The organism is Streptomyces sp. NPDC043685 (assembly GCF_056436585.1).
The window spans coordinates 622,140-646,929 of sequence record NZ_JBWKCH010000006.1 but is presented as its reverse complement, the minus strand read 5'-3'; the positions used below and the strand labels follow the sequence as shown (position 1 = coordinate 646,929).

The window sequence follows — 24,790 nt, the reverse complement described above, 5'->3', positions numbered from 1 at the left end:
GGGTGCGGCCGCACCGGGGCCGTAGTGAAGGGGCGATTCAGGTGACAGCAGACGCGTCCGACGCGGCCGAGATCCGCAACGCGCTGCTGCGTCTGCGGCGCGGCACGGGTCTCCCGGTCGCCTTCGGCGGCCTGATGGAGGCCGGGCAGCAGATGCGCATCAGCGAGCTGAGCGGCACGGCCACCCATGCGCTGCGGTCGCTGGTGGTGACGTCCGGCACCGGTCTGGGCGGCAAGACGGTGGCGTTGTCCCGTCCGTGCGTGGTGACGGACTACTCGGCGTCGCGGCAGATCAGCCACGAGTACGACGCGCCCGTGGCCGCGGAGGGGCTGCGCTCGGTGCTGGCCGTGCCGGTGGTGGTGCGCAACCGGGTGCGCGGGGTGCTGTACGGGGCGCTGCGCACGGCTCTGCCGCTGGGCGGGCGGATGCTGGACACGGCCGTCGAGGCAGCGCGGGACGTGGAGCGGGCGCTGGTCGTCCGGGACGAGGCCCGCACGCTCGCCGCCGGGGCCGGGACGGGCCCGGGGTGGGAGCAGGTGCGGGAGGCGCACTCGGCGCTGCGGGCGCTGGCCCCGCGGATCACGGACCCGGAACTGCGCGCTGAGCTGCTCGGCGCGTGTGCGCTGCTGACGGCCGACACGGGCTCCGCGGCCCGGGTCCGGCTCGCGCCGCGCGAGGTGGACGTGCTGGCGTGCGTCGCCGCGGGGGCCACGAACGCGGTGGCCGCGGAGCGGCTGGGGGTGACGCCCGAGACCGTCAAGGGGTACCTGCGGTCGGCGATGCGGAAGCTGCGGGCCCGTACCCGTGGCGAGGCCGTGGTCGCCGCGCGACGGGCGGGGTGGTTGCCGTAGGTTTGTGGTGCTTTCCGAGATGCCTGTCCGATCGCTGGGCCGACGAAGTCCCGACGGGGCGCCGGCCCTGTGTTCCGGCATTCGGGACTCCGCTGAATTCACCGGCCTGCCTGTGTTGTTATTTCCCTCACGACACCGTCCCTCCGAAATTCAAACAGCTGTTGCCTAATATTGGCCAGGACACGACACAGGGAGGGGAGAGGTGACCGTGCGACGGGACTTCCAGGAGCCTCCCAGGAGCCGCCCCGACCTGGTCATCGGCCGGGAGGATCTGTTCACGTCGGCGCGTGAGCAGCTCGGCCGAGGGGGCAGCGTGCTGCTGCACGGCCCGGCCGGAATTGGAAAGTCGACGGTCCTGCGGGCGCTGGCCGCGGATTACGGCGGCGCGGACCGGACGGTGTTGCGCTGCTCGGCGACCGAGTCGGAATCCCACCTGCCCTTCCTGGCCCTGGCGGACCTGTTCGGACTGGTGCTGGACGACGTGTCCGGTGCGCTGCCCGGCGCCCAGCGCACCGCCCTGGAGTCGGCGCTCACCGGCCGCGGCGAGTCCACGCTCCAGCGGGACGGTCTGGCGCTGCGGCTGGCCGTGCTGTCGGCGCTGCGTGCCCTCGCCGCCAAGGGCCCGGTGCTCGTGGTCGCCGACGACCTGCAGTGGCTGGACGCCGCCAGTGCGGAGCTGCTCGGTTTCGCGGCCCGCCGGCTGGGTGACACGCCCGTGCAGATGCTGTGCGCGGTGCGGACCGAGGGCCAGGAGTACGACCGTCATCTCCCGGCGTCCCCGCCCGACACGCTGGCCGTGCGGCTGGGTCCGCTGAACCGCACGCAGGTCTCGGCGTTGCTCGACCACCGCGGCTACACACCGCTGTCCCGTTCGACGGTCCGCGACATCCACCGCACCAGCGGCGGCAACCCGCTCTTCGCGCTGGAGCTGGGCCGGGCGCTGGCCGAGAGCCCGGCCCGGCCCCGGCCCGGTGAGCCGCTGCCGGTGCCCACCTCCCTGCGGGCCCTGGTGCTGAACCGGCTGGAGATGCTGTCCGACGAGGCGCGCCGCACCCTCCTCGTGGCCAGCGCCGGTGCCCGTCCCACACTGGCGCTGCTGCACGCGGCCGGGCGGGAGCACGCCGAGGCCGAGACGGCCCAGGCGGCGGCCCTGGGGCTGCTGACCACGGACCCCGAGGCACCGGCCCTGCGGTTCGCGCATCCGCTGATCTCGGCGGCGCTGTACGCGGAGGCGCCGGCGCAGGAGCGGCGGGCCGTGCACGCCGCGCTGTCCACGGCGGCCTCCGATCCGATCGAGCGGGCCCGGCACCTGGCCCTGGCGACCACCGGCACCGACCCGGACGTGGCGGCCCGGCTCGCCGAGGCGGGCGCGCTGGCCCGGGACCGCGGCGCCCCCTCCGTCGCCGCCTCGCTCGGGCTGCTGGCCGCCCGGCACACCCCGGCGGACAGCATCCCGGGCCCCGACGAGCGGCGCCTGCAGGCCGCGGAGGACGCGATCACCGCCGGCGAGGCCGATCTCGCCCGGGACATCGCACGCGACGTACTGACGCGTGCCACCGTGCCCGCCGAGCGGGTCCGGGCCTGGATGGTGGTCATCGAGGCCGCCGGGCAGGCCCTGGGCGAGGTCGACGCCGTCTTCCCGCAGGTCCTGGCCGACGCGGGCGACGACCCGGGCCTCCTCGCCCTGGTCCACTACCAGCTGGCCTGGCGCGGTCTGGTCGTCGAGGGCGACTTCGCCGAGGCCCGCCAGGAGGCCGCGCACGCGGCGGAGCTGGCCGCCCGGGGCGGGGACCGGCGCACCGAGCTGATGGCGCTGTCGTTCCAGGCCTCCACCGAGACCCTGATGGGCCACCCGGACGCCCCCGTGACCGTCAAGCGGGCGCTGAAGGAACCCCAGGACCCCTATGTGGCCTGCCACCACAACGGCGCCGGGTCGGCCCGGTTCCGCTGGCTGATCATGAGTGACCAGCTGCCCGAGGCCCGGGCCACCATCACCGCGCTGCTGCGCGAGGTGCGCCGGCGCGGCATGGTCGAGAGCGAGGTGCACTTCCTGCGCTTCCTCGCCGACACGGAACTGCGCTCCGGGCACTGCGGCCGCGCACTGGACCTGGCCCGCGAGAGCCTGCGGCTGGCCCGGGACTCCGGGATCGGCGAGGGCGCCTCGGCCATGCTCGCCTCCCTCGCGGAGGCCTCCGCCGGGGACGTCGACCGGGCGCTGGCCCTCGCCCGGGAGGCGGCGGACCACGCCGAGGTCGACGGGGACCAGATGTATCTGTCCCGGGCCCTGGCGGCGCTGGGCTACGCCCAGCTGGTGGCCGGCGACCCGGCCGCCAGCGTCCGCTCGCTGCGCCGGGTGCGGGAGCTGGAGCAGGGCCTCGGCATCAACGACCCCGGGCGCGGGCGCTGGCACGGCGACCTCGCGGAGGCCCTGGTCCGCATCGGCGAGCCGGGCGAGGCGCAGGACGTCATCGACACGACCCGGGCGCACGCGCTGCGGCTGGGCCGGCAGAGCGTGCTGGCCGTCCTCGACCGCGCCGAGGCGCTGGTGCGGGCGGCACGCGGCGAACACGAGGCCGCCGCCGTGCGGTTGACGTCCGTGCAGGACCGGCTCGGCCGGCTCGGCTACGGACTGGAGGAGGCCCGCGCCGCCTTCGTGCTGGCCCGGCTGCGCGCGCAGGCCGCCGCGTCCCCGCGGGCCGGCGCGCGGCCCCTGCCGGGTCCGGTGTCGTACGACGAGGCCGCGCGGCTGTTCCGGCGCTGCCGCGCGCTGCCCTGGCTGCGGCAGGTCGACGCCGCCGCGCAGGCCGGCCCGGCGACGGTTCAGCCGCCCGCCGCCACGCCGGCCGTCGCCCTCGACGCGCTGGAGGGGCTGGCCGCGATGGAGCGTCAGGTCGCCTCGCTGGTGATGGAGGGCGCGACCAACCGGGAGATCGCGGGGCGCCTGTTCATCAGCGTCAAGACCGTCGAGGCGACTCTGACCCGGGTCTACCGCAAGCTCGGGATCCGCTCGCGCGTGGACATCGTCCGGCTGGCCGCCGGCCGCCGCACCACCTGACCCCACCTGGGTTTACGGGGCCCGACCGAGGGTTATCCCTGCCCAACTCCCTTAGGGGGTTCCCTCATTGGGAGCCCCCTCGCCCTGGCTCTAGCTTGGGGGCGTGCCGCTCGCCGGGCACACGGGGATCCGAACAATGACGTCGGGGTCCCCGTGCACCACCACCCGCGCGACCCCCCACCGGCAACTCCCCAAGGAGACCCATGTTCGGGCTCAGCACTGCCAAGAAGGCCGCCGCCGTCGCCGCGGCGACCGCCGCCGCCGCCACGACCGCGCTGCTCGCCGCTCCCACGGCCGTCGCCGCACCCCAGCCGATCGTCGGCGGTACCACGACCACGGCGTCCGCCTACCCGTTCGTCATGCAGATCACGGACGCCTCGCAGAACCAGTTCTGCGGCGGCACGCTGGTCTCGCCCACGAAGGTCGTCACCGCCGCGCACTGCATGGTCGGCGAGACCACCAGCAGCGTGCGGGTCGTCGGTGGCCGCACCTACCTCAACGGCACCAACGGCACGGTCGGCAGAGTCAGCAAGATATGGATCCACCCGAGCTACACCGACGCCACCAAGGGCGACGACGTGGCCGTGCTGACGCTGTCGACGTCGATGCCGTACACCCCGGCGAAGTACGTCTCCTCTTCCCAGACCTCGGTGTACGCGGCCGGCACCACCGCCCGCATCCTCGGCTGGGGCACCACCTCCTCCAACGGCAGCAGCTCCAACCAGCTGCGCACCGCGACCGTACCGACCGTGTCCGACTCCGGCTGCGCGAGCTCCTACGGCTCCGACTTCGTGAAGAGCGACATGGTGTGCGCCGGATACACCTCCGGCGGCGTGGACACCTGCCAGGGCGACAGCGGCGGCCCCCTGCTCATCGGGGGAGTCCTGGCAGGCATCACTTCCTGGGGCGAGGGCTGCGCCCAGGCCGGTTACCCGGGTGTCTACACCCGGCTGACCACCTTCTCCAACCTGGTCACGACGCAGGTCAACTCGTGACCGCCCGCTAGCTCCTGAGCAACCCTCAGGTGAAAGACCAGGGGGCGTTGCGGGCCTCCACGAGCGGCCCGCAACGCCCCCTCTCCATGCCGTGCGGCGGCCTACTGGGTCCGTACGGCGCCGAAGCGGATGTCGTACGGCGTCCGCGGGTGCATGATCCGCAGCATCCGCTCCCCCTCGGCGGTGACCTCGTCCCGCTGCTTCCGGGTGAGGTGCCCGAACGGCTCGATCACGAGGGCGTCCTCCGCCAGCCGCCACAGTCCGGCGAGGAAGCCGTCGACGAGGAGCGAGCGGTAGGCCATGTTGCCCTTCCAGGAGCGGCCCCGGTACGCGGGCGGGACGACACGCGTGCGGTCGGCGTGCGACAGCAGCAGGTTGTCGAACTCGGGCAGGAAGCGTGGTGGCGCGGGGGTGTCCGGGTCGGGCCGGGGGGCGTCCGGAAGGTCGAAGAGTTCGACGCCGCTCGCGTCCCGGAAGGTCACGAGCCGGGGGCGCAGGCGTTCGAAGGCGTCGCGCAGACGGGTCATGCCGGCCCAGGCCTGCATGTCCTTCACCGAGGCCGGGCCGAAGGCGCCGAGGTAGCGCAGGACGACCGTGTCGGGCGTGGGTGCGGGCTGCGCGGGGCGGCCGAGCCAGTGTTCCGCGGTGGTGAGACTGACCTGCCCGCTGCGCTCCCACAGGCCGCGCGGGGTGACCTGCACGAGAGGGAGCCGGCAGCGGGCGGCGACGGCCAGGGACTGCGGGTCGGCGTCGGGCCACTCCTGGAGCAGGGCCTCGCGCAGCTGCTTCATGGTGCGGGGCTCGGCCTCGACCAGCTCGCGGGCGATGGCGGCGAGCCGGTCCAGGTCGACACCGGCGAGTCCGGCGCGGAAGGCGACCAGTTCCCGGTCCCGGGCGGGCTGCACCAGCGGCCGCAGGGTGAGGCAGTCGTCCGCGGTGTGGGTGTGGATGGTGGAGCGCATGGTGACGATCCGGACGGCCTCGCGGTCCGCCATCAGCCGGGACAGCGCCTCGGGCGTGAAGCCGTCGAGCCGGGCGGCGAGCGCGTAGTACGGGGGTTTGACGTTCTGCGCCTGGAGCCCGAGCAGATGCTCGACGGCCGCCGCCGCGGAGAGCCGGGCCGGCCGCAGGAGCAACTGCCGGTCGAGGGTCGCGCGGTTGAGGGCACGCGCGTCGAGCAGGGGTGCCGTGCCGGTGACGCTGCGCCTGGTGTTCGTCATGTGAGGCACGGTAGCGGGACTTGCGGACAGGTTCTGGCCGCGACCGCGGGCGGTGAGCCGTGGCGTGCCGACCCGTCCGCACCACCAGGTGCCGGCGGGTCCGGGCGTCGGTGATTGTTACGCCCGCCGCGCCACCGGGTACTCAGAAGCGCGTTCCCGGCACCCGCACCACCCGCTCCACTCGGGAGAACCGATGCTCCGACCTCCACCCCCATCCGATCTCGCCCCACCCCATGAATGACCACACCGGACGGACGGTGGAGGGCATGGAACGAGGAGCGGACCCGTCGCGGTCGGCACTGATCGTGATCGACATGATCAACACGTACGACCACGAGGACGCCGAGCTGCTCGTGCCGTCCGTCGAAGAGGTGGTTCCCGTCCTGACCGAGCTGCTCGGCCGGGCGCGGGAGGCGGACGTTCCCGTGATCTACGTGAACGACAACTTCGGGCTGTGGCGTTCGCACCACGGAGAGCTGGTCGACGCGGCCCTGTCCCAGCCGAACGCCCGTCTGATCGAGCCGATCCGACCCGACGATCAGTCGCTCTTCGTCATGAAGGCCCGCCACTCGGTCTTCTTCGAGACACCCCTGTCCTACCTCCTGTGGAGCCTGGGCGTGGGGCACGTGGTCATGACCGGTCAGGTCACCGAGCAGTGCGTCCTGTACTCGGCGCTGGACGCGCACATCCGTCACCTGGAGGTCACGGTGCCCAAGGACGCCGTCGCCTCCATCCATCCGCACCTGGCGTCGGCGGCCCTGGAGATGATGGAGCGCAACATGGGCGCCAGGATCCTGACGGCGAAGGAGATCGACTTCCAGCGCGGCGCCTGACGCCCGTCCGCGTCGCGCCGGAACCGGCGCCGTCTTACGGAGTCATGACGTACGGCCTCGCTCGCGTGAGGCGGCGGCAGGGTGCGCCTAGCGTGCCGGTATGCGTGTACTGGTCACCGGCGGTGCCGGGTTCATCGGGTCCCATGTGGTCGCCGCCCTGCGGGAGCGGGGACACGAGGCGATCGTGTTCGACGTGCGGGAGGATCCCGCGGCCGACGTGCGGGACTCCGCGGCCGTGGGCCGTGCCCTGGCCGGGGTGGACGCCGTGTGCCACCAGGCCGCGATGGTGGGGCTCGGCGACGGGGTCCTCGACGCGGCCGACTACGTCGCGCACAACGACCTCGGGACGGCCGTGCTGCTCGCGGCCATGGCGCGGGCGGGTGTACGACGCCTCGTGCTCGCCGGGTCGATGGTGATCTACGGGGAGGGGCGGTACGTGTGCGCCCGGGACGGGGTGGTGAGGCCCGGGCCGCGGGCGGTGGCCGATCTGGACGCGGGCCGGTTCGAGCCCGCGTGCCCGGTGTGCGGACAGGCCCTGGCCGCCGGGCTGGTCGGCGAGGACGCCCCGGCCGATCCGCGCAATGTGTACGCGACGACGAAGCTCGCCCAGGAGCATCTGGCGGCCGCCTGGGCCCGTTGCACCGGCGGGTCGGCGGTATCCCTGCGCTACCACAACGTGTACGGGCCGGGCATGCCGCGGGACACCCCCTACGCCGGTGTCGCCTCCTTCTTCCGTTCGGCGCTCGCCCGGGGCGAGGCCCCCCGGGTGTTCGAGGACGGGCGGCAGCGCAGGGACTTCGTGCACGTCCGGGACGTGGCGGCGGCGAACGCGGTGGCGCTGGAGGCCCCGGCCGCGCCGGGTGCGCTCACCGCGTACAACACCGGCAGCGGTGACCCGCACACCGTGGGAGAGATGGCGCGGGCGCTGGCCGCCGCGTACGGCGGGCCCGAGCCCGTCGTCACGGGTGAGTACCGGCTCGGGGACGTGCGGCACATCACCGCGGACTCCTCTCGCCTGCGGGACGAGTGCGGCTGGAAGCCCACGACCCCGTTCGAGGAGGGCATGCGGGAATTCGCCCGGGCCGGGATGCGCGAGGCATAGGGCCGGGGGGCGGCCGTGGTCAGGACGCGGCCGCCGGGAGGACCACCTCGAAGCGGCAGCCTCCGGGGATGTTGCGTACGCCGGCCCGGCCCTGGTGGGCCTCCACGATGCCGCGGACGATGGCGAGGCCCAGGCCCGCCCCGGCCGGGGGCGTCCGGGCGTGCGTGCCGCGCCAGCCGGTGTCGAAGACGCGCGGCAGGTCCTCCTCGGGGATGCCCCCGCAGCCGTCCGTCACGGACAGGACGACCCCTTCGGGAGAACGCTCGGCGGCGATCGCGACGGTGCCGTCGGCCGGGGTCCTGCGGATGGCGTTGACCAGCAGATTGCCCAGGACGCGGCTCATCTCCCTGCCGTCCACCTCGACCGGCACCGGCTCGACACGGCCGCCCACCAGCCGTACCCCGTGCGCGCGGGCGAGCGGGTCGGCGCCCGCGAGGGCGTCGCCGACCAGGTCGTACAGGGACATCCTGGTGGGCGTCAGGGCCAGGGCGCCGGCCTGGATGCGGGAGAGTTCGAAGAGGTCGCCGACCATGTCGTTGAGGCGTTCGACCTCGGTCCGCATCCGCTTGAGGTAGCGGTCCGGGTCGGCGGCGACGCCGTCCTCCAGTGCCTCCGACATGGCGCGCAGACCGGCCAGCGGCGTACGCAGGTCGTGCGAGATCCAGGCGACGAGTTCCCGGCGGGAGGTCTCCAGGGCGCGTTCCCGGTCCCTGGACTCGGCGAGCCGGGCGCTGGTGACCGCCAGCTCGCGGCTCACCGCGGCGAGTTCGGCGGTGGCGGGGCCGTCGGGTGCGGCGAAGTGCCCGCCGTCGCCGAAGGACCGCGCGGCCACGGCGAGTTCGCGGCTGCGGGCGACGACCCAGCGGCCCAGCAGCAGCGCGGTGGCCAGGGAGACGACGGCCGCCATGGCGACGACGGTCGTGACGACGGTCAGGTCGTGCGGCGACAGGAACATCGCCCAGGCGACGGCGAGCGTGCCCGCGAGCATGGCGACGACGCCGACCCCCGCCACCACCGCCAGCGAGACGGTCAGCGAACGGCGGCGGATCAGACGCAGGACGCCCGCTCCGGCCAGCCCCGTCACGGCGGCGCCCGCGAAGGCGTACAGGGCGATCAGGAGGATGTCGCGCACGGTCAGTCGTCCCCTTCGCCCGGTTCGAAGCGGTAGCCCACGCCCCACACCGTCCGGATGAGGCGGGGCCGGGCCGGGTCGTCCTCGACCTTGCCGCGCAGGCGGCGGACGTGGACGGTGACGGTCGACAGGTCGCCGAAGTCCCACCCCCAGACCTCGCGCATCAGGTCCTCGCGGCCGAAGGCCCGTCCCGGGTGCCGCAGGAAGAAGGAGAGCAGGTCGAACTCGCGTAGGGTAAGGGCGAGTTCGGCGCCGTTCTTGGTGGCCCGGCGAGCCGCCGGTTCCACGGTGAGGCCGGCCGCTTCCCACCGTTCCCCGGTGGCGGAGGGCCGGCTGCGGCGCAGCACCGACTCCACGCGCAGGACGAGTTCGCGGGGGCTGAAGGGCTTGGTGACGTAGTCGTCGGCGCCGACCTCCAGGCCCAGGATGCGGTCGTCCTCGTCACCCCGGGCGGTGAGCATGATGACGGGCACCGGGCCGTGGCCGCGGATCCGCCGGCACACCTCCAAGCCGTCCATGCCGGGCAGCATCAGGTCGAGCACGACCAGGTCCGGCCGGTGCGCGGCGGCTCGGGCGAGGGCGGCCGGGCCGTCGTCGGCGCGGTCGACCGCGTAACCGGCGCGGTCCAGATAGCCGGCGACGACTTCGGCGACGGTCGGATCGTCGTCGACGACCAGGACCCTGGGGGCCCCGCCCGCGGCTCTGGGGGGCTCGTACGGCTGCTGCATGTCTCCAGACTGGCACCGCGCCGCCGCCCACGGGGGCGCGGGCACCGCCCCGGCCTCCGACGTCCGCGTTTCGTAAGGACCGTCGGTCCGGTATGCCCGATTCGCGTTCGTAGGGTGAGACCGTGACGACGACACCTTCGGACGTCGACGTGGTGCTGCCCTGCCTGAACGAGGCCGAGGCCCTTCCCTGGGTGCTCGAACGGATTCCGCCGGGCTGGCGCGCACTCGTCGTCGACAACGGTTCCACGGACGGCTCGGCCCGCATCGCCCGCGCCCACGGCGCGACGGTGGTGACCGAGCCCCGGCGGGGGTTCGGCGCGGCCTGCCACGCCGGGCTGACGGCCGCCACCGCCGACGTGGTGTGCTTCTGCGACTGCGACGCCTCGCTCGACCCGGCGCTGCTGGTCCCCTTCGTGCGCGAGGTGCGCGGCGGTGCGGCCGACCTGGTGCTCGGGCGGCGGCGCCCGCAGGGGCGAGGGGCGTGGCCGCCGCACGCCCGGGCCGGCAATCTCGCGCTCGCCCGGATGCTGCGCCGCCGCACCGGGCTGCGTCTGCACGACCTCGGTCCGCTGCGCGCGGCCCGCCGGGAGCCGCTGCTCACCCTCGGCCTCAGCGACCGGCGCAGCGGTTATCCGCTCCAGATGGTCGTCCGCGCGGCCGACGCGGGATGGCGGATCGCCGAGCACGACGTGCCGTATCTGCCGCGGACCGGGGCCTCGAAGGTGACCGGCACCTGGCGCGGCACCTGGCAGGCCGTACGGGACATGAGCCGCGTGCTGGCCGAGATGCCCGCGCGGGAAGCGCGGGAAGGGGGGACCGTCCGGTGACCACACTCCTCGTCATCGCCAAGGAGCCGCGAGCCGGCCGGGTGAAGACGCGGCTCACGCCGCCGTTCACGCCCGGGCAGGCGGCCGAACTGGCCGAAGCGGCCCTCGCGGACACGCTGCACGCCGTGGCGGCCACGCCCGCCACCCGGCGCGTCCTGGTGCTCGACGGTGCCCCCGGCCCCTGGCTGCCGCCCGGTTTCGACGTCGTGGCGCAGTGCGCGGGCGGTCTGGACGAGCGGCTGGCCGAGGCCTTCGCCGGCTGCGCCGGTCCGGCACTGCTCATCGGCATGGACACCCCGCAGGTCACCCCGGACCTGCTCTCCGTGGACTTCTCCGGCTGCGACGCCTGGTTCGGCCCGGCCGAGGACGGTGGTTTCTGGGCCCTCGGCCTGGCATCTCCGGACCCGGCCCTGCTGCGGGGCGTTCCCATGTCGGTGCCGGTGACGGGTGCCGTGCAGCGGGCCCGGCTGACCGCCGCGGGCCTGCGCGTGCGCGATCTGCCGCGGCTGCGGGACGTCGACACCGCCGCCGACGCCCGCGCGGTCGCCGCGCTGGCCCCGCGGGGGCGCTTCGCGGCGCGGCTGGCCCGGTGTCCGGCCGGGACGGCTGTCGGCGAGCCGGTCTCCCGTCCGGTCGGCCCCCGATGAGCACCGCCTCCTCCCCGGCCCTGGCCTGGGCCGCCGCCGACCCCTACGACGCGGCCCTGCGCGCCGGCCGCGGCCCCCTGTTCCTGCGGCGCGCCGACGGCTGGCTGCTGCCGCTCGAGGTGGAGCGCTGGTGCGCCCGGGCCGACCCGGTCGACCGGGAGGTGCTGGACCGGTGCGAGGGGGCCGTGCTGGACGTGGGGTGCGGGCCGGGGCGGCTGGTGGCGGAACTCGCCGCCCGGGGGCGGGCCGCCCTCGGGATCGACGTCAGCGAGGCAGCGGTGGAGCACACCGTGCGGCTCGGAGGACAGGCGCTGCGCCGGTCGGTCTTCGAGCCGCTGCCCGGTGAGGGGCGCTGGGACACCGTCCTGCTCATGGACGGCAACATCGGCATCGGAGGCGACCCGCGCGCCCTGCTGGACCGGGTCTGCGGGCTGCTGCGCCCGGGCGGTCTGCTGATCGCCGAGACCGCCCCCGCGGACGTCGACGAACGCGTGCGCGTCCACCTCACCGATGCCCTGACCGTCACCGGCGACTCCTTTCCCTGGGCGCGGCTCGGCACCCGCGCGCTGCTGCGGCACGCGCGGGGCTGGGAGCCGGCCGGTCAGTGGGCGGCGGGCGCACGCCGCTTCGCCGCCCTGCGCAGCAGCCACGACCGCAGCGCCAGCAGTAGCGCCGAGCCGCCGAAGAGGACCGCGGTGATCAGCAGCCAGCGCGCGAGGAACACCTCGGCGGGCAGCCCGGTGGCGGACCGGTAGCGCCGCTCCACCATGCCGCTGATCAGCGGGAACCACACCAGGAGCAGCAGCCCGGAGAGGACGGCCGGTACGCGCAGGTACATCACCCACTCCCGGCGGCGGGCCGCGCCGAGCCCCCGTACCACCGCACGGTCCGCCGCCGCGTACAGCGGCAGCAGCACCAGGTCGTGCAGCAGCGCCGCGCCCACGAGCCACAGCGCCACGCCGAGCGGGTCACCGGCCAGCAGGCGCACCCCCGCGTAGGCGGCGAGGGCGAACGAGCAGGACAGCAGCAGGATGCGCAGGGGGCTGCCGATGACGGGGCGTCCTCGCATCACAGGTCTCCGAACGTCATCCGGGCCACCCACTTGGTGTTCAGCACACCGGGCGCCGCGGGCACGATGATCCGCGCCGGGTGGCCGTGGTCGGGGGACAGGTCCGCGCCGTTGACGTACAGGGCGAGCAGGGACCGCGGGTCGGCCACCTGGTTGGCGCGCAGGGCGGCCTTGCGGAACGCGCCGTGCCGCTGGAGCGACTCGACGAACACGTCCGGCGGATCGTCCTCGTAGCCGACGAGGGCCGCGAGATCACGCAGCCGCACCCCGCGCCACCTTTGGTCCGGCGTGGACCAGCCCTCCACGCAGGCGATGGGCAACGCCGATTCGTACAGTGGGAGTTCGGCGAGCCGGGCACGGCTGAGGCGGATGGTGCCCGTGCGTCCCGTCACGACCAGCCGCCAGGCGTCCCCGGCCGTTTCCGCCGCGTCGATCCCGGCGTAGGCGGCCGTCTTGTTGATCTGGAAGCCGTTCGGGCCGCTGCCGGGTTCGCCGCCGCCGTGCGGGGCGAGGAGCGCGGTGCGCCGCCACGGGCCGCCCAGACTCTGCCCCGCTGTCGTGGCGAACAGCAGCAGCGAGCCGCCCCCGACGAGCCACAGGGCGCCCCGCCGGGAGACGGTCGGCTCGGCGGGACGCGGGGACACCAGGTCGTCACTCTCCTCCCGCAGCCGCCGCAGATAGCGCAGCGCGGTGGGCGTCTTCAGCACCGCGTGGGCCGCGAAGGCGGCGAAGAACACCCAGGCGCCGTAGAAGTGCAGCGGGTAGAACGAGCCCGGGAAGACGTAGTCCAGCTGGACGTTGAGGACGCCGGTCACGCACTCGAAGAGCCCGCCGCCGACGAGCAGGAGCAGCGAGATCCGCTCCAGGGCGTGGGCGAGCGAGCGGACCGGCGGCAGGACGAACAGCCGCGGCGCCACGGACCACAGCTTGGCGAGCAGGACGGGGATCAGGGTGATGCCGAGGGTGACGTGGACGCCCTGGTTCAGCCGGTACAGCCAGTGCGGGTTCGTCGGCCAGGCGAACAGGTAGGAGCCGAGGACGCCCTTGTCCGGGGTCTTGTCGTTGACCGGCGACAGGTCCGGGTTGTAGGCGGCGTACGAGACGAGCCCCGTCGCGAACAGCACGGTGATGCCGGCGAGCAGGACGAGGCCCAGCACCGAGGTGAACCAGGGGCCGCGCAGGGGGCTGCGCCAGAAGCCGGGGGACGTGGGAAGCCGTGGATCGCGGGGGTCGACTCGCATGAGCCGACGGTAGGCCGGGGACGCCCCCCGAGAGGGTGCGCGACCCATGACGAAACGCTGACGTCGGGCCCGGCCGACGGTCCGCGGCCGGGCGGGCGGCCTAGCGTTCCGGTGTGATCCGCACCCCGTCCTCCACCACACCGTCCCCGGGCCCGCGCCGCGACCTGTACGCGGCCGGGGCCGCCGTGCTGCTCGTGACGGCGGCGGTGCTCGCCGGGCGCCGCGTCCAGGAGACCAGCCGGACGCTGTTCGTCGACTGGCCCCCGCTGCTGGCGTCCTGGGGACCGCATGCGGGGCCCGGCACTCCGGCGGCCCTCCTGGTGGCCGTCGCCACCGTCGCCCAGGGGCCCGCCCTGGCGGCCCGTCTCCCCTGGCGCGCCCTGCTCCCGGTGGCCTGGGGCACGGCCCTGGCATGGACCTTCGCCCTCGCCCTGGTCGACGGCTGGCACCGGGGCATCGCGCGCAGGCTCACCACCCGCTACGAGTACCTCCAGGTCATCGACCGTTTCCACGACATTCCGGCGGCCCTGCGGGACTTCACCGGGCACATCCTGCTCGACTCCCCCGACAACTGGCCCGCCCACGTCGCCGGGCATCCGCCCGCGGCCACCCTCACCTTCGTGCTGCTCGCCCGGGCCGGGCTGCGGGGCGGGGGCTGGGCCGGGATGTGGTGCGTGGTCGTGGGGGCGACCGCCTGCGTTGCCGTGCTGGTCACGCTGCGCGCCCTGGCCGGCGAGGCGCTCGCCCGCCGGGCGGCTCCTTTCCTGGTGCTGGCCCCGGCGGCCGTGTGGATGGGCACCTCGGCCGACGCGTACTTCGCCGCGGTGGCGGCGTGGGCCGTGGCACTGCTGGCTCTGGCGGTCACCCGGGCCCGTATGGGGTGGGCGGGTGGCTCAGGACTGCTGTTCGGACTGTCCTGCTATCTGTCGTACGGCCTCACGCTCGTCGCGGTGATCGCGGCGGCGGTCCTCGTGCTCGGCCGTCAGGGGGTCCGGGAGCGCCCGGCCCTGCTGGTGCCGCTGCTGGCCGGACCGGCCGTGGTCGCCACGGTGTTCACGCTCGGTGGCTTCGACTGGTGGGAGGGCTACCACCTGCTGGTCACGCGCTACGGGCAGGGCGCGGGCGGCATCCGCCCCTACGGCTACTGGGTGTGGGCCAACCTGGCCTGCACGGTGCTCATCACCGGGCCGGCGACGGCGGCCGGGCTGCGGCGCGCGGGGGCCGTCCTGGCCCGGCGTCGCACCGAGGCGCGGGCCTGGGCCCGTCTCGCGTTCCTCGTGGCCGCCGCGCTCCTCGCCCTGCTCGTCGCCGACCTGAGCGGCATGAGCAAGGCGGAGACGGAACGCATCTGGCTCCCCTTCGCCCTGTGGCTGCTCCCGGCGTGCGCCTTCCTCACCCACCCCCGCGCCTGGCTCGCCGTCCAGGCGCTGCTCGCCCTGCTCCTCAACCATCTGCTGCTCACCGGATGGTGACGACTGCCGGCAGCGGCTCCCGGCGCCGGGCGTCAGGCCGCGGGCGTCCGCCGCGCCCTCGTCCGGGCGCAGATGGGCGGTGATCTGCTTGCCGTCACCGAGGGGCGCCACGGTGACGTCGGCGCTGACGGCGTGCACCACGTGCATCCCGTGGCCGCCGAAACGCCGCCCGTCGCGCTGCCTGACCACCGGCAGCTCACCGGAGGTGTCCCACACGGTGATGGCCAGACCTCGGCCGGACAGCACGAGGATCATTCCGCAGGGGCCGGGAGCGTGCCGGATGGCGTTGGTGACCAGTTCGCTCACGACGAGTTCGGCGTCGATCGCCAGGGGTGCCGGGACGGGAGGGCGGCCGGTGCGGGGGACATGCGCGAGGAATGCCTGCAGGGCACGGCGGGCCTCGACCGCGCACGTCGCGCCTTCGGCCCAGACCGTGCCGCAGCGCAAGGGGGCCTGCTCGTCCGCACCCGGCTCATCTTCCGCCTGCTTCATAAGCGGGATGACCATGGGGGCTCTTTCGTTGTTGTTCGTGGTGCCGGGGTCTTTCGGTCGTTCGCTTACCCAGACGCGGACCGCACATACTGCCGATGACCCCCCGATACGGTGTGCTCTGCGCCGCACTCCCCCGGCCCGCGCCCGGCCGTCCTTCCCCGCGCGGGATCCGGGGCGGCGGGAGAGACCGGGGCCACATTCTCGGCGAGGGCAAGGTCACAGCCGCACCCTCTGCTGCTCGTTCGTGTCCGTGACCTAGCATCCGAGCATGACGGTCCTGCCTGACGACGGGCTTGAGCTGGCCGGCGAGTTCCCTGACGTGCCCCATGAGCAGTGGCAGCGCCTTGTGGCGGGTGTGCTGCGCAGGTCGGGCAAGGACGTCGAGGGCGCCGAGGCCGAGGAAGCCCTGTCCACCGCGTTGGAGGACGGGTTGCGCACCCGTCCCCTGTACACCTCCCGTGATGCCGCGCCGGAGCCGGGCCTCCCCGGTTTCACCCCCTTTGTGCGCGGTGGTCGTGCGGAGGGGAACACGGTCGGCGGCTGGGACGTACGGCAACGGCACTCCACTGCCGACCGTGACGCGGTGCTCGGGGACCTGGAGAACGGGGTCACCTCCCTCTGGCTGACGGTCGGGGAGGGCGGCATCGCGGTGCCGGACCTCGGCCGGGTCCTCGACGGCGTGTATCTCGATCTGGCGCCCGTCGTCCTGGACGCGGGGCGCGACAGCGAGCCCGCCGCGCGGGAGTTGCTGCGGATCCTCCAAGAGCGGGGGGTCGCCCCGGAGGCGGCGCGCGGAAACCTGGGCGCGGATCCGCTCGGGCACGAAGCCCGCACCGGGCAGCGCTGCGAGGCCGGGCCGGCGGTGGAACTCGCCCGGCTGTGTGCCGGGGAGTACCCGGGACTGCGGGCGCTCACCGTGGACGCGCTGCCGTATCACGAGGCCGGCGGTTCGGCCGCGCAGGAGCTGGGCTGCTCACTGGCCACCGCCGTGGCGTACCTGCGGGAGCTGAACGGAGCCGGACTGGACGTCGAACAGGCCTGTGCGCAACTGGAGTTCCGTTACGCCGCGACCGCCGACCAATTCCTGACGATCGCCAAGCTGCGGGCCGCGCGCCGGCTGTGGGCGCGGGTCGCCGAGGTGTGCGGCGCGCCGGGCGCCGGGGCGCAGCTTCAGCACGTCGTCACCTCGCCGGTGATGATGACGCGCCGCGACCCGTGGGTGAACATGCTGCGCACGACGATCGCCACGCTGGCCGCGGGCGCGGGCGGGGCCGACGCGGTGACCGTGCTGCCCTTCGACCACGCCCTCGGCCTGCCGGACGCGTTCGCGCGCCGCATCGCCCGCAACACCTCCACGATCCTCATCGAGGAGTCGCACCTGGCCCGGGTGATCGACCCGGCGGGCGGCTCCTGGTACGTGGAGCGGCTCACCGACGAACTCGCCCACGCGGGCTGGGAGTTCTTCCAGCGTATCGAGCGGCTCGGCGGCATGGCGGCCGCCCTGCGCTCGGGGGACGTCGAGCGGGACCTCGCCGAGACCTGGCGGGAGCGCACCGGCCGGCTGGCCAGGCGGCGCGAACCCGTCACCGGTGTCAGCGAGTTCCCCTTCCTCGCGGAGAAGCCGGTCGTGCGCGAGCCCGCGCCCGAGCGGCCGTCCGGCGGGCTGCCGCGGGTGCGGCGCGACGAGGCGTTCGAGGCGCTGCGCGCCCGGTCCGACGCCCACCTCGCCGCGACCGGCTCCCGGCCGCGCATCCACCTGGCCGCGCTCGGCCCGGCCTCCGCCCACACCGCGCGCCTGACCTTCGCCTCGAACCTGTTCCAGGCGGGCGGCATCGAGCCGGTCACCGGGGGCACGTTCGCGGACAGCGGCGCGAGCGAGGCCGTGCTGTGCTCCAGCGACGCCCTGTACGAGGAGCAGGCGGCGGCCCGGGCCGCGGAGCTGAAGGAGGCGGGTGCCTCGCACGTGTTCCTCGCCGGGCGTCCAGGGGAGTACCCGGGCGTCGACGGTTACGTCTTCGCGGGCTGCGACGCCGTGGCCGTGCTGTCCGCGACCCTCGACCGCCTGGGAGTTGCCCGATGACCGCCCCTCATGGCATCCCCGACTTCTCCGGGATCGAGCTGGGTACCCCGGCCGCCGACGGCAGCCCCGACGAGTGGCGCGCGGCGGTCAAGAACGCCTCCGGCGGCGACGACCTGCTGTGGGAGACCCCGGAGGGCATCGCGGTCAAGCCGCTGTACACCGGCCGTGACCTGGAGGGCCTGGACTTCCTGGACACCTACCCGGGAGCGGCGCCGTACCTGCGCGGCCCGTACCCGACGATGTACGTCAACCAGCCCTGGACGATCCGCCAGTACGCCGGTTTCTCCACGGCCGAGGAGTCCAACGCCTTCTACCGGCGCAACCTGGCGGCCGGCCAGAAGGGCCTGTCGGTCGCCTTCGACCTGCCCACGCACCGCGGGTACGACAGCGACCACCCGCGGGTGACCGGTGACGTCGGCATGGCGGGCGTGGCCATCGACTCGATCCTCGACATGCGGCAGCTGTTCGACGGGATCCCGCTGGACAAGATGACCGTGTCGATGACGATGAACGGCGCCGTGCTGCCGGTGCTGGCGCTGTACATCGTGGCGGCGGAGGAGCAGGGCGTACCGGCGGAGAAGCTGGCGGGGACCATCCAGAACGACATCCTCAAGGAGTTCATGGTCCGCAACACCTACATCTACCCGCCGAAGCCGTCGATGCGGATCATCTCCGACATCTTCGCCTTCACCTCGCAGCGGATGCCGCGCTACAACTCCATCTCCATCTCCGGCTACCACATCCAGGAGGCCGGTGCGACGGCCGACCTGGAGCTGGCGTACACCCTCGCGGACGGCGTGGAGTACATCCGGGCGGGCCGTGAAGCGGGCCTGGACGTGGACGCGTTCGCGCCGCGCCTTTCGTTCTTCTGGGCGATCGGCATGAACTTCTTCATGGAGGTCGCCAAGCTGCGCGCGGCGCGCCTGCTGTGGGCGAAGCTGGTCAAGCAGTTCGACCCGCAGAACGCCAAGTCGCTGTCGCTGCGCACCCATTCGCAGACCTCCGGCTGGTCGCTGACCGCGCAGGACGTCTTCAACAACGTCACGCGCACCTGCGTCGAGGCGATGGCGGCCACCCAGGGCCACACCCAGTCGCTGCACACCAACGCGCTCGACGAGGCGCTCGCCCTGCCGACCGATTTCTCGGCGCGCATCGCCCGCAACACCCAGCTGCTCCTGCAGCAGGAGTCCGGCACCACCCGGGTCATCGACCCGTGGGGCGGCAGCGCGTACGTGGAGAGGCTGACGTACGACCTGGCGCGGCGGGCCTGGCAGCACATCCAGGAGGTCGAGGCCGCGGGCGGCATGGCCAAGGCCATCGACGCGGGCATCCCCAAGCTGCGCATCGAGGAGGCCGCGGCCCGCACCCAGGCCCGGATCGACTCGGGCCGCCAGCCGGTCATCGGCGTCAACAAGTACCGGGTCGAGACCGACGAGCAGATCGACGTGCTGAAGGTCGACAACTCCTCGGTGCGGGCCCAGCAGATCGAGAAGCTGCGGCGGCTGCGCGCCGAGCGCGACGAGACGGCCTGCCGGGACGCGCTGGACGCGCTGACCCGGGCCGCCGCGGGCGAGGGCAACCTGCTGGAGCTGGCCGTGCACGCGGCCCGCGCCAAGGCCACCGTCGGGGAGATCTCCGACGCCCTGGAGAAGGTGTACGGCCGGCACGCGAGCCAGATCCGTACCATCACCGGCGTGTACCGCAACGAGACGGGAGACTCCCCGAGCGTGGACCGCACCCGCACCCTGGTGTCCGCCTTCGAGGAGGCCGAGGGCCGCCGCCCGCGCATCCTGGTCGCCAAGATGGGCCAGGACGGCCACGACCGCGGCCAGAAGGTGATCGCCACCGCCTTCGCCGACCTCGGTTTCGACGTGGACGTCGGCCCGCTGTTCCAGACGCCCGCCGAGGTGGCCCGGCAGGCCGTCGAGGCGGACGTGCACATCGTCGGCGTCTCGTCGCTGGCGGCCGGTCACCTCACCCTCGTCCCGGCGCTGCGCGAGGCGCTGGCCGAGGAGGGCCGCGAGGACATCATGGTCGTGGTCGGCGGTGTGATCCCGCCGCAGGACGTGCCCACGCTCCTGGAGATGGGCGCGGCGGCCGTCTTCCCGCCCGGGACGGTGATCCCGGACGCGGCGTACGACCTGGTGAAGCGGCTGTCGGACGACCTCGGGCACGACCTGTGATCGATGTCGACGCGTATGTGAAGGGCGTGCTCGACGGCAAGCGGGCGATCATCGCCCGCGCGATCACACTCGTCGAGTCGACCCGGCCCCAACACCGCGCGCTGGCCCAGGAGTTGCTGACGGCCCTGCTGCCGCACAGCGGCCGGGCCCGGCGGATCGGGATCAGCGGGGTGCCCGGCGTGGGCAAGTCGACGTTCATCGACGCCTTCGGCACGCTGCTCACCTCGCTCGGGCACCGGGTCGCGGTGCTGGCCGTCGACCCGTCCTCCAGCCGCACGGGCGGCTCCATCCTGGGCGACAAGACCCGGATGGAGCGCCTGGCCGTGGACCCGGCGGCGTTCGTGCGCCCCTCCCCCACCGCGGGCACGCTGGGCGGCGTCGCCAAGGCCACCCGCGAGTCGATCGTGGTGATGGAGGCGGCCGGCTACGACGTGATCCTGGTGGAGACCGTCGGCGTCGGCCAGTCGGAGACGGCCGTCGCGAACATGGTCGACACCTTCCTGCTGCTCACCCTCGCCCGCACCGGCGACCAGCTCCAGGGCATCAAGAAGGGTGTGCTGGAGCTGGCCGACGTGATCGCCGTCAACAAGGCGGACGGGCCGCACGAGCGCGACGCCCGGGCCGCCGCGCGGGAACTGGCGGGCGCGCTGAGGCTGATGCACGGCAAGGACGCCTTCTGGACGCCGCCGGTGCTGCACTGCAGTGCCCGCGAGGCGACCGGCCTGGACGCGGTGTGGGAGCGCCTGGAGCAGCACCGCACCCTGCTGGACTCCACGGGCCGGCTCACCGTCAAGCGCCGCGACCAGCAGGTCGACTGGACCTGGACCATGGTCCGCGACGAACTCCTCGGCCGGCTGCGGGCCGACCCGGCGGTCCGGGCGCTGGCGCCGGTGCTGGAACAACAGGTCAGACAGGGCGAGCTGACCCCGACCCTGGCGGCCGAGCGGATCCTCGGCGCGCTGGGCGGTACCGGAGCGGCGTCTTCCTGAGCTCCGGCCGGCGGGGACGGCGATTCCGCATACCCGGCTTGCATGACTATGCAAAGTGAGACATACTCTTTCTATGTCCAAGGTCCTCACCTCCCTGCCCGCCGGCGAGCGCGTCGGCATCGCCTTCTCGGGCGGCCTCGACACGTCCGTCGCGGTCGCGTGGATGCGCGACAAGGGCGCCGTCCCGTGCACCTACACCGCCGACATCGGCCAGTACGACGAGCCCGACATCGCCTCGGTGCCCGGCCGCGCGAAGACCTACGGGGCCGAGATCGCGCGCCTGGTCGACTGCCGGGCCGCGCTGGTCGAGGAGGGCCTGGCCGCGCTGACCTGCGGCGCGTTCCACATCCGCTCGGGCGGCCGCGCGTACTTCAACACCACCCCGCTCGGCCGGGCCGTCACCGGCACGCTGCTGGTGCGGGCGATGCTGGAGGACGACGTCCAGATCTGGGGCGACGGCTCGACCTTCAAGGGCAACGACATCGAGCGGTTCTACCGCTACGGCCTGCTCGCCAACCCGCACCTCAGGATCTACAAGCCCTGGCTGGACGCGGCGTTCGTGACCGAGCTGGGCGGCCGCAAGGAGATGTCGGAGTGGCTGCTCGCCCACGGCCTCCCCTACCGCGACAGCACGGAGAAGGCGTACTCCACCGACGCCAACATCTGGGGCGCCACCCATGAGGCGAAGACCCTGGAGCACCTGGACACCGGCGTCGAGACCGTCGAGCCCATCATGGGCGTGAAGTTCTGGGACCCGTCGGTGGAGATCGCCGCCGAGGACGTGACGATCGGCTTCGACCAGGGCCGCCCGGTGTCGATCAACGGCAAGGAGTTCGCCTCGGCCGTCGACCTGGTCATGGAGGCCAACGCCATCGGCGGCCGGCACGGGCTCGGCATGTCCGACCAGATCGAGAACCGCATCATCGAGGCCAAGAGCCGCGGCATCTACGAGGCCCCGGGCATGGCCCTGCTGCACGCCGCCTACGAGCGCCTCGTCAACGCCATCCACAACGAGGACACCCTCGCCCAGTACCACACCGAGGGCCGTCGCCTCGGCCGGCTGATGTACGAGGGCCGCTGGCTGGACCCGCAGGCGCTGATGATCCGCGAGTCGCTCCAGCGCTGGGTCGGCGCCGCCGTCACCGGCGAGGTGACACTGCGGCTGCGGCGCGGTGAGGACTACTCGATCCTGGACACCACCGGCCCGGCCTTCAGCTACCACCCGGACAAGCTGTCCATGGAGCGCACCGAGGACTCCGCGTTCGGCCCCGTGGACCGGATCGGCCAGCTCACCATGCGCAACCTGGACATCGCCGACTCGCGCGCCAAGCTGGAGCAGTACGCCGGCATCGGCCTGATCGGCACCGGCAGCCCCACCATCGGCGCCTCCCAGGCCGCCGCGACCGGGCTGATCGGCACCATGCCGGAGCTGCCGCAGGGTGGCGCCGAGGCCATCGCCTCCCGCGGCGAGGTCTCGGAGGAGGACGCCTGGCTGGACCGCGCGGCGATGGAGTCCGGCACGGACTGACCCCGCGACACCGCCGAGAGGCCGGCCCGACATCGCGTCGGGCCGGCCTCTCGGCGGTGTCGGACCTACCGGTCGTGGGCCGCCGCGCCTTCGGTGGACACCTCTTGCGGCAGACATCCCTCGACCCCCTGCTGTTGCCCCAGGGCGAAGGCGTCGACGCGCTCGGAGGCGCTCCCGTGGTCCCCGACCTTCGTCCACGGGGTCTTGTCGGCGTCGCGGACGAGGGCCGTCTCCACCTCCTCGGCGTCCCCGGACTCGAAGACGATCGTGCCGTCCCGGGCGGCGCCCTCCAGTTCCGCCCCCGCCAGGCAGTCCGCCTGCAACTCACCGTCGACCGTCTGCAGTTCGACGTCGAGACGGTTCTGTATGGCGTGCCCCCACTCGTGTGCGACGACCAGGTACACGAACGCGTCCCCGTACCGGTAGCCGTCGCTCATGAGGTCGGTGTCCCAGGCGACGTAGTCCTCGGTGGTGGTGCAGTAGGAGGCGTTGTCGTCGGCCAGGGGCTCGCCGCCGCAGGTGGGGACGTCCGGCGCGGCGCCGTCGTAGGCTCCGAGGACGGCGGGCGGGACGTACGTTCCCGTGAAGTATTCGGACCAGTGCCCGTCCCAGAACGTGTCGACGCCCCGCACCGCGGACTCGATGTCCTGTGTCATCGTGTCGGCCGGCTCGGCGGAGGCGTAACCACCGGAAACCGTCAGCACCGCGGCGGCCAGTGCCGCGCACACGCGTATCCGCTGCTGATGGGGCATGGTTGACTCCGCAACAGGACGATGTCTCCCCGTGGCAACGTCAGTTCGTGCGTACCGGGCGTTGCCGCGGCGCCTCTCCCCACCAGTCAACGCCGATACGCCGCCGCCCGCATCCCCGAACCCCGTGCCCCGCCGGACCGTACCGGCGGGGCAGCGCGCTCATCGTGTCGTGCTCGCCATCTCCCGGACCGGGGTGTCCAGGGCGTCCAGGCCGCGCAGGATGTCCTCCACCCGCTGCCGGGCGTCGCCGAAGAGCATCTGGGTGTTCTCCCGGAAGAACAGCGGGTTCTGCACGCCCGCGTACCCGGCGGCCATGGACCGCTTGAAGACGACCACGTTCGCCGCCTCCCACACGTGCAGCACCGGCATGCCCGCGATGGGGCTCGACGGGTTGTCGGTGGCGGCCGGGTTGACCGTGTCGTTGGCGCCGATGACCAGCACGACCGAGGTGGCGGCGAAGTCGTCGTTGATCTCGTCCATCTCCAGGACGATGTCGTAGGGCACGTTGGCCTCGGCGAGCAGCACGTTCATGTGCCCGGGCAGCCGGCCGGCGACCGGGTGGATGCCGAAGCGCACCTCGACGCCCCGCTCGCGCAGCTTGCGCGCCAGTTCGGCGACCGGGTACTGCGCCTGGGCGACGGCCATGCCGTAGCCCGGGGTGATGATCACCGAGGAGGCGTCGCGCAGGAGTTCCGCGGTCTCCTCGGCGCTGATCTCCCGGTGCTCGCCCTGCTCGCCCTCCTCGGCCGCCGCGGCCGGGGTGCCGAAGCCGCCGGCGATCACCGAGATGAAGGACCGGTTCATCGCCTTGCACATGATGTACGACAGGTAGGCACCGGAGGAGCCGACCAGCGCGCCGGTGACGATGAGCAGGTTGTTGGCGAGCAGGAAGCCCGAGGCGGCCGCCGCCCAGCCCGAGTAGCTGTTCAGCATGGAGACCACCACCGGCATGTCGCCGCCGCCGATGGAGGCGACCAGGTGCGCACCGAGCGCCAGGGCGACCACGGTGACCGCGATGAGCAGCCCCATGTTCGGACGGGCCACGAACGCGATGGTCAGCCCCACGAAGGCGACCAGAGCGCCGATGTTCAGCACGTGCTTGCCCGGCAGGGTCAGCGGACGGGAGGCGATGCGCGCCGAGAGCTTCAGGTAGGCGACGACGGAACCCGTGAAGGTGACGGCGCCGATGAACACCCCGATGAACACCTCGGCGTGGTGGATGCCGAGCAGCGAGCCGGACAGCTCGGTGTCGACGTCGAGGTAGCCGTTCCAGCCGACGAACGTGGCGGCCAGGCCGACGAGGCTGTGCATGATGGCGATCAGCTCGGGCATGCCGGTCATCTCGACGACCCGGGCCCGCCACAGGCCGATGCCCGCTCCGGCAGCCGTGGCGACAGCGATCAGCACCAGCCCGGTGGCGGTGATGCTGCGCGAGGCGAGCCCGACGGTCGCGGCGAGCGCGACGGCCATGCCCGCCATGCCCCAGACGACTCCGGAACGCGAGGTCCGGTGCTGGGAGAGACCGGCGAGGCTGAGGATGAACAGCAGCGCCGCGACGACGTAGGCGGCCTGTGCGGCCGTGTCTGTGGTCATC

19 protein-coding genes and 1 pseudogene are annotated in these 24,790 nt (G+C 73.5%); 13 read left to right on the top strand and 7 right to left on the bottom strand.

The genetic code is table 11. The features are described from left to right. The first annotated feature begins 41 nt into the window (after positions 1-41). The 3 genes from AC0665_RS22765 to AC0665_RS22755 all read left to right on the top strand — a co-directional run bounded on the left by AC0665_RS22765 (position 42) and on the right by AC0665_RS22755 (position 4,901). Entirely contained in the window at positions 42-851 is an 810-nt protein-coding gene (locus AC0665_RS22765) for a response regulator transcription factor (RefSeq protein ID WP_478603800.1), read from the top strand. 202 nt (positions 852-1,053) lie between these two features. Continuing rightward, positions 1,054-3,906, top strand: a complete 2,853-nt coding sequence (locus tag AC0665_RS22760; protein WP_478603802.1) for a helix-turn-helix transcriptional regulator — start codon at positions 1,054-1,056, stop codon at positions 3,904-3,906. 203 nt (positions 3,907-4,109) lie between these two features. Next, on the top strand, positions 4,110-4,901 hold the full coding sequence (locus AC0665_RS22755; protein WP_478603804.1) for a S1 family peptidase: 792 nt from the start codon (positions 4,110-4,112) through the stop codon (positions 4,899-4,901). Positions 4,902-5,002: 101 nt separating this feature from the next. Here AC0665_RS22755 and AC0665_RS22750 read toward each other — a convergent pair whose 3' ends face one another. Next, complete coding sequence (locus AC0665_RS22750; protein ID WP_478705676.1) at positions 5,003-6,121, bottom strand: winged helix DNA-binding domain-containing protein; 1,119 nt, start codon at positions 6,119-6,121, stop codon at positions 5,003-5,005. 266 nt (positions 6,122-6,387) lie between these two features. On the opposite strand from AC0665_RS22750, the gene AC0665_RS22745 reads away from it, so the two are divergent. After that, positions 6,388-6,954 carry a cysteine hydrolase family protein gene (locus AC0665_RS22745; protein WP_468403245.1) on the top strand — a complete coding sequence of 189 codons (567 nt, stop codon included), beginning with the start codon at positions 6,388-6,390 and terminating at the stop codon, positions 6,952-6,954. A 100-nt stretch (positions 6,955-7,054) separates the two neighbouring features. After that, on the top strand, positions 7,055-8,056 hold the full coding sequence (locus AC0665_RS22740; protein WP_468631922.1) for an NAD-dependent epimerase/dehydratase family protein: 1,002 nt from the start codon (positions 7,055-7,057) through the stop codon (positions 8,054-8,056). A gap of 19 nt (positions 8,057-8,075) precedes the next feature. Here the strand turns inward: AC0665_RS22740 and AC0665_RS22735 are convergent, their stop codons facing one another. Together AC0665_RS22735 and AC0665_RS22730 are read right to left on the bottom strand one after the other, a co-directional pair. Beyond that, positions 8,076-9,188, bottom strand: a complete 1,113-nt coding sequence (locus AC0665_RS22735; RefSeq protein WP_366050360.1) for a HAMP domain-containing sensor histidine kinase — start codon at positions 9,186-9,188, stop codon at positions 8,076-8,078. A 2-nt stretch (positions 9,189-9,190) separates the two neighbouring features. Next, positions 9,191-9,916, bottom strand: coding sequence for a response regulator transcription factor (locus AC0665_RS22730; protein WP_478603811.1), 726 nt, complete (start codon positions 9,914-9,916; stop codon positions 9,191-9,193). Between the two features lie 122 nt (positions 9,917-10,038). On the opposite strand from AC0665_RS22730, the gene AC0665_RS22725 reads away from it, so the two are divergent. The 3 genes from AC0665_RS22725 to AC0665_RS22715 are packed head-to-tail and all read left to right on the top strand — an operon-like array spanning position 10,039 to position 12,145. Then, positions 10,039-10,743 carry a glycosyltransferase family 2 protein gene (locus AC0665_RS22725; protein WP_478603814.1) on the top strand — a complete coding sequence of 235 codons (705 nt, stop codon included), beginning with the start codon at positions 10,039-10,041 and terminating at the stop codon, positions 10,741-10,743. After that, entirely contained in the window at positions 10,740-11,390 is a 651-nt protein-coding gene (locus AC0665_RS22720; RefSeq protein ID WP_478603816.1) for a TIGR04282 family arsenosugar biosynthesis glycosyltransferase, read from the top strand. Before AC0665_RS22725 ends, AC0665_RS22720 begins: the two co-directional genes overlap by 4 nt. Then, positions 11,387-12,145, top strand: coding sequence for a class I SAM-dependent methyltransferase (locus tag AC0665_RS22715; protein WP_478603818.1), 759 nt, complete (start codon positions 11,387-11,389; stop codon positions 12,143-12,145). Before AC0665_RS22720 ends, AC0665_RS22715 begins: the two co-directional genes overlap by 4 nt. Positions 12,146-12,458: 313 nt before the next feature. Here the strand turns inward: AC0665_RS22715 and AC0665_RS22710 are convergent, their stop codons facing one another. Continuing rightward, a complete protein-coding gene (locus AC0665_RS22710) occupies positions 12,459-13,700 on the bottom strand; it encodes a molybdopterin-dependent oxidoreductase (RefSeq protein ID WP_478705675.1) in 1,242 nt (413 codons plus the stop codon). 116 nt (positions 13,701-13,816) lie between these two features. Here AC0665_RS22710 and AC0665_RS22705 point away from each other — a divergent pair, with 116 nt between their 5' ends. Further along, positions 13,817-15,172, top strand: a complete 1,356-nt coding sequence (locus AC0665_RS22705) for a hypothetical protein (RefSeq protein WP_478705715.1) — start codon at positions 13,817-13,819, stop codon at positions 15,170-15,172. 90 nt (positions 15,173-15,262) lie between these two features. On the opposite strand, the pseudogene AC0665_RS22700 reads toward AC0665_RS22705, so the two are convergent. After that, a pseudogene (locus AC0665_RS22700) lies at positions 15,263-15,664 on the bottom strand (ATP-binding protein); the annotation flags it as partial. Between the two features lie 268 nt (positions 15,665-15,932). Here AC0665_RS22700 and AC0665_RS22695 point away from each other — a divergent pair. The 4 genes from AC0665_RS22695 to argG all read left to right on the top strand — a co-directional run bounded on the left by AC0665_RS22695 (position 15,933) and on the right by argG (position 22,444). Next, complete coding sequence (locus AC0665_RS22695) at positions 15,933-17,744, top strand: methylmalonyl-CoA mutase family protein (protein ID WP_478705674.1); 1,812 nt, start codon at positions 15,933-15,935, stop codon at positions 17,742-17,744. Continuing rightward, entirely contained in the window at positions 17,741-19,927 is a 2,187-nt protein-coding gene (gene scpA, locus AC0665_RS22690; protein WP_468403227.1) for a methylmalonyl-CoA mutase, read from the top strand. The genes AC0665_RS22695 and scpA overlap by 4 nt, the downstream gene beginning before the upstream one ends. Then, positions 19,924-20,916, top strand: coding sequence for a methylmalonyl Co-A mutase-associated GTPase MeaB (gene meaB, locus AC0665_RS22685; RefSeq protein ID WP_478705673.1), 993 nt, complete (start codon positions 19,924-19,926; stop codon positions 20,914-20,916). Before scpA ends, meaB begins: the two co-directional genes overlap by 4 nt. A gap of 73 nt (positions 20,917-20,989) precedes the next feature. Further along, entirely contained in the window at positions 20,990-22,444 is a 1,455-nt protein-coding gene (argG, locus tag AC0665_RS22680) for an argininosuccinate synthase (RefSeq protein ID WP_468403223.1), read from the top strand. 65 nt (positions 22,445-22,509) lie between these two features. Here argG and AC0665_RS22675 read toward each other — a convergent pair whose 3' ends face one another. Together AC0665_RS22675 and pntB are read right to left on the bottom strand one after the other, a co-directional pair. Beyond that, entirely contained in the window at positions 22,510-23,196 is a 687-nt protein-coding gene (locus tag AC0665_RS22675) for a neutral zinc metallopeptidase (RefSeq protein WP_478705672.1), read from the bottom strand. A gap of 159 nt (positions 23,197-23,355) precedes the next feature. Beyond that, complete coding sequence (gene pntB, locus AC0665_RS22670) at positions 23,356-24,789, bottom strand: Re/Si-specific NAD(P)(+) transhydrogenase subunit beta (RefSeq protein ID WP_478705671.1); 1,434 nt, start codon at positions 24,787-24,789, stop codon at positions 23,356-23,358. Position 24,790: the final 1 nt, after the last annotated feature.

What these genes read in the sequence shown, in the direction of transcription:
- AC0665_RS22755 (WP_478603804.1), top strand. Translation starts at nt 4,110, where the DNA reads ATGTTCGGGCTCAGCACTGCCAAGAAGGCCGCCGCCGTCGCCGCGGCG.
- AC0665_RS22750 (WP_478705676.1), bottom strand. Translation starts at nt 6,121, where the DNA reads ATGACGAACACCAGGCGCAGCGTCACCGGCACGGCACCCCTGCTCGAC.
- AC0665_RS22745 (WP_468403245.1), top strand. Translation starts at nt 6,388, where the DNA reads ATGGAACGAGGAGCGGACCCGTCGCGGTCGGCACTGATCGTGATCGAC.
- AC0665_RS22740 (WP_468631922.1), top strand. Translation starts at nt 7,055, where the DNA reads ATGCGTGTACTGGTCACCGGCGGTGCCGGGTTCATCGGGTCCCATGTG.
- AC0665_RS22730 (WP_478603811.1), bottom strand. Translation starts at nt 9,916, where the DNA reads ATGCAGCAGCCGTACGAGCCCCCCAGAGCCGCGGGCGGGGCCCCCAGG.
- AC0665_RS22715 (WP_478603818.1), top strand. Translation starts at nt 11,387, where the DNA reads ATGAGCACCGCCTCCTCCCCGGCCCTGGCCTGGGCCGCCGCCGACCCC.
- AC0665_RS22710 (WP_478705675.1), bottom strand. Translation starts at nt 13,700, where the DNA reads ATGCGAGTCGACCCCCGCGATCCACGGCTTCCCACGTCCCCCGGCTTC.
- AC0665_RS22695 (WP_478705674.1), top strand. Translation starts at nt 15,933, where the DNA reads ATGACGGTCCTGCCTGACGACGGGCTTGAGCTGGCCGGCGAGTTCCCT.
- scpA (WP_468403227.1), top strand. Translation starts at nt 17,741, where the DNA reads ATGACCGCCCCTCATGGCATCCCCGACTTCTCCGGGATCGAGCTGGGT.
- argG (WP_468403223.1), top strand. Translation starts at nt 20,990, where the DNA reads ATGTCCAAGGTCCTCACCTCCCTGCCCGCCGGCGAGCGCGTCGGCATC.
- AC0665_RS22675 (WP_478705672.1), bottom strand. Translation starts at nt 23,196, where the DNA reads ATGCCCCATCAGCAGCGGATACGCGTGTGCGCGGCACTGGCCGCCGCG.
- pntB (WP_478705671.1), bottom strand. Translation starts at nt 24,789, where the DNA reads ATGACCACAGACACGGCCGCACAGGCCGCCTACGTCGTCGCGGCGCTG.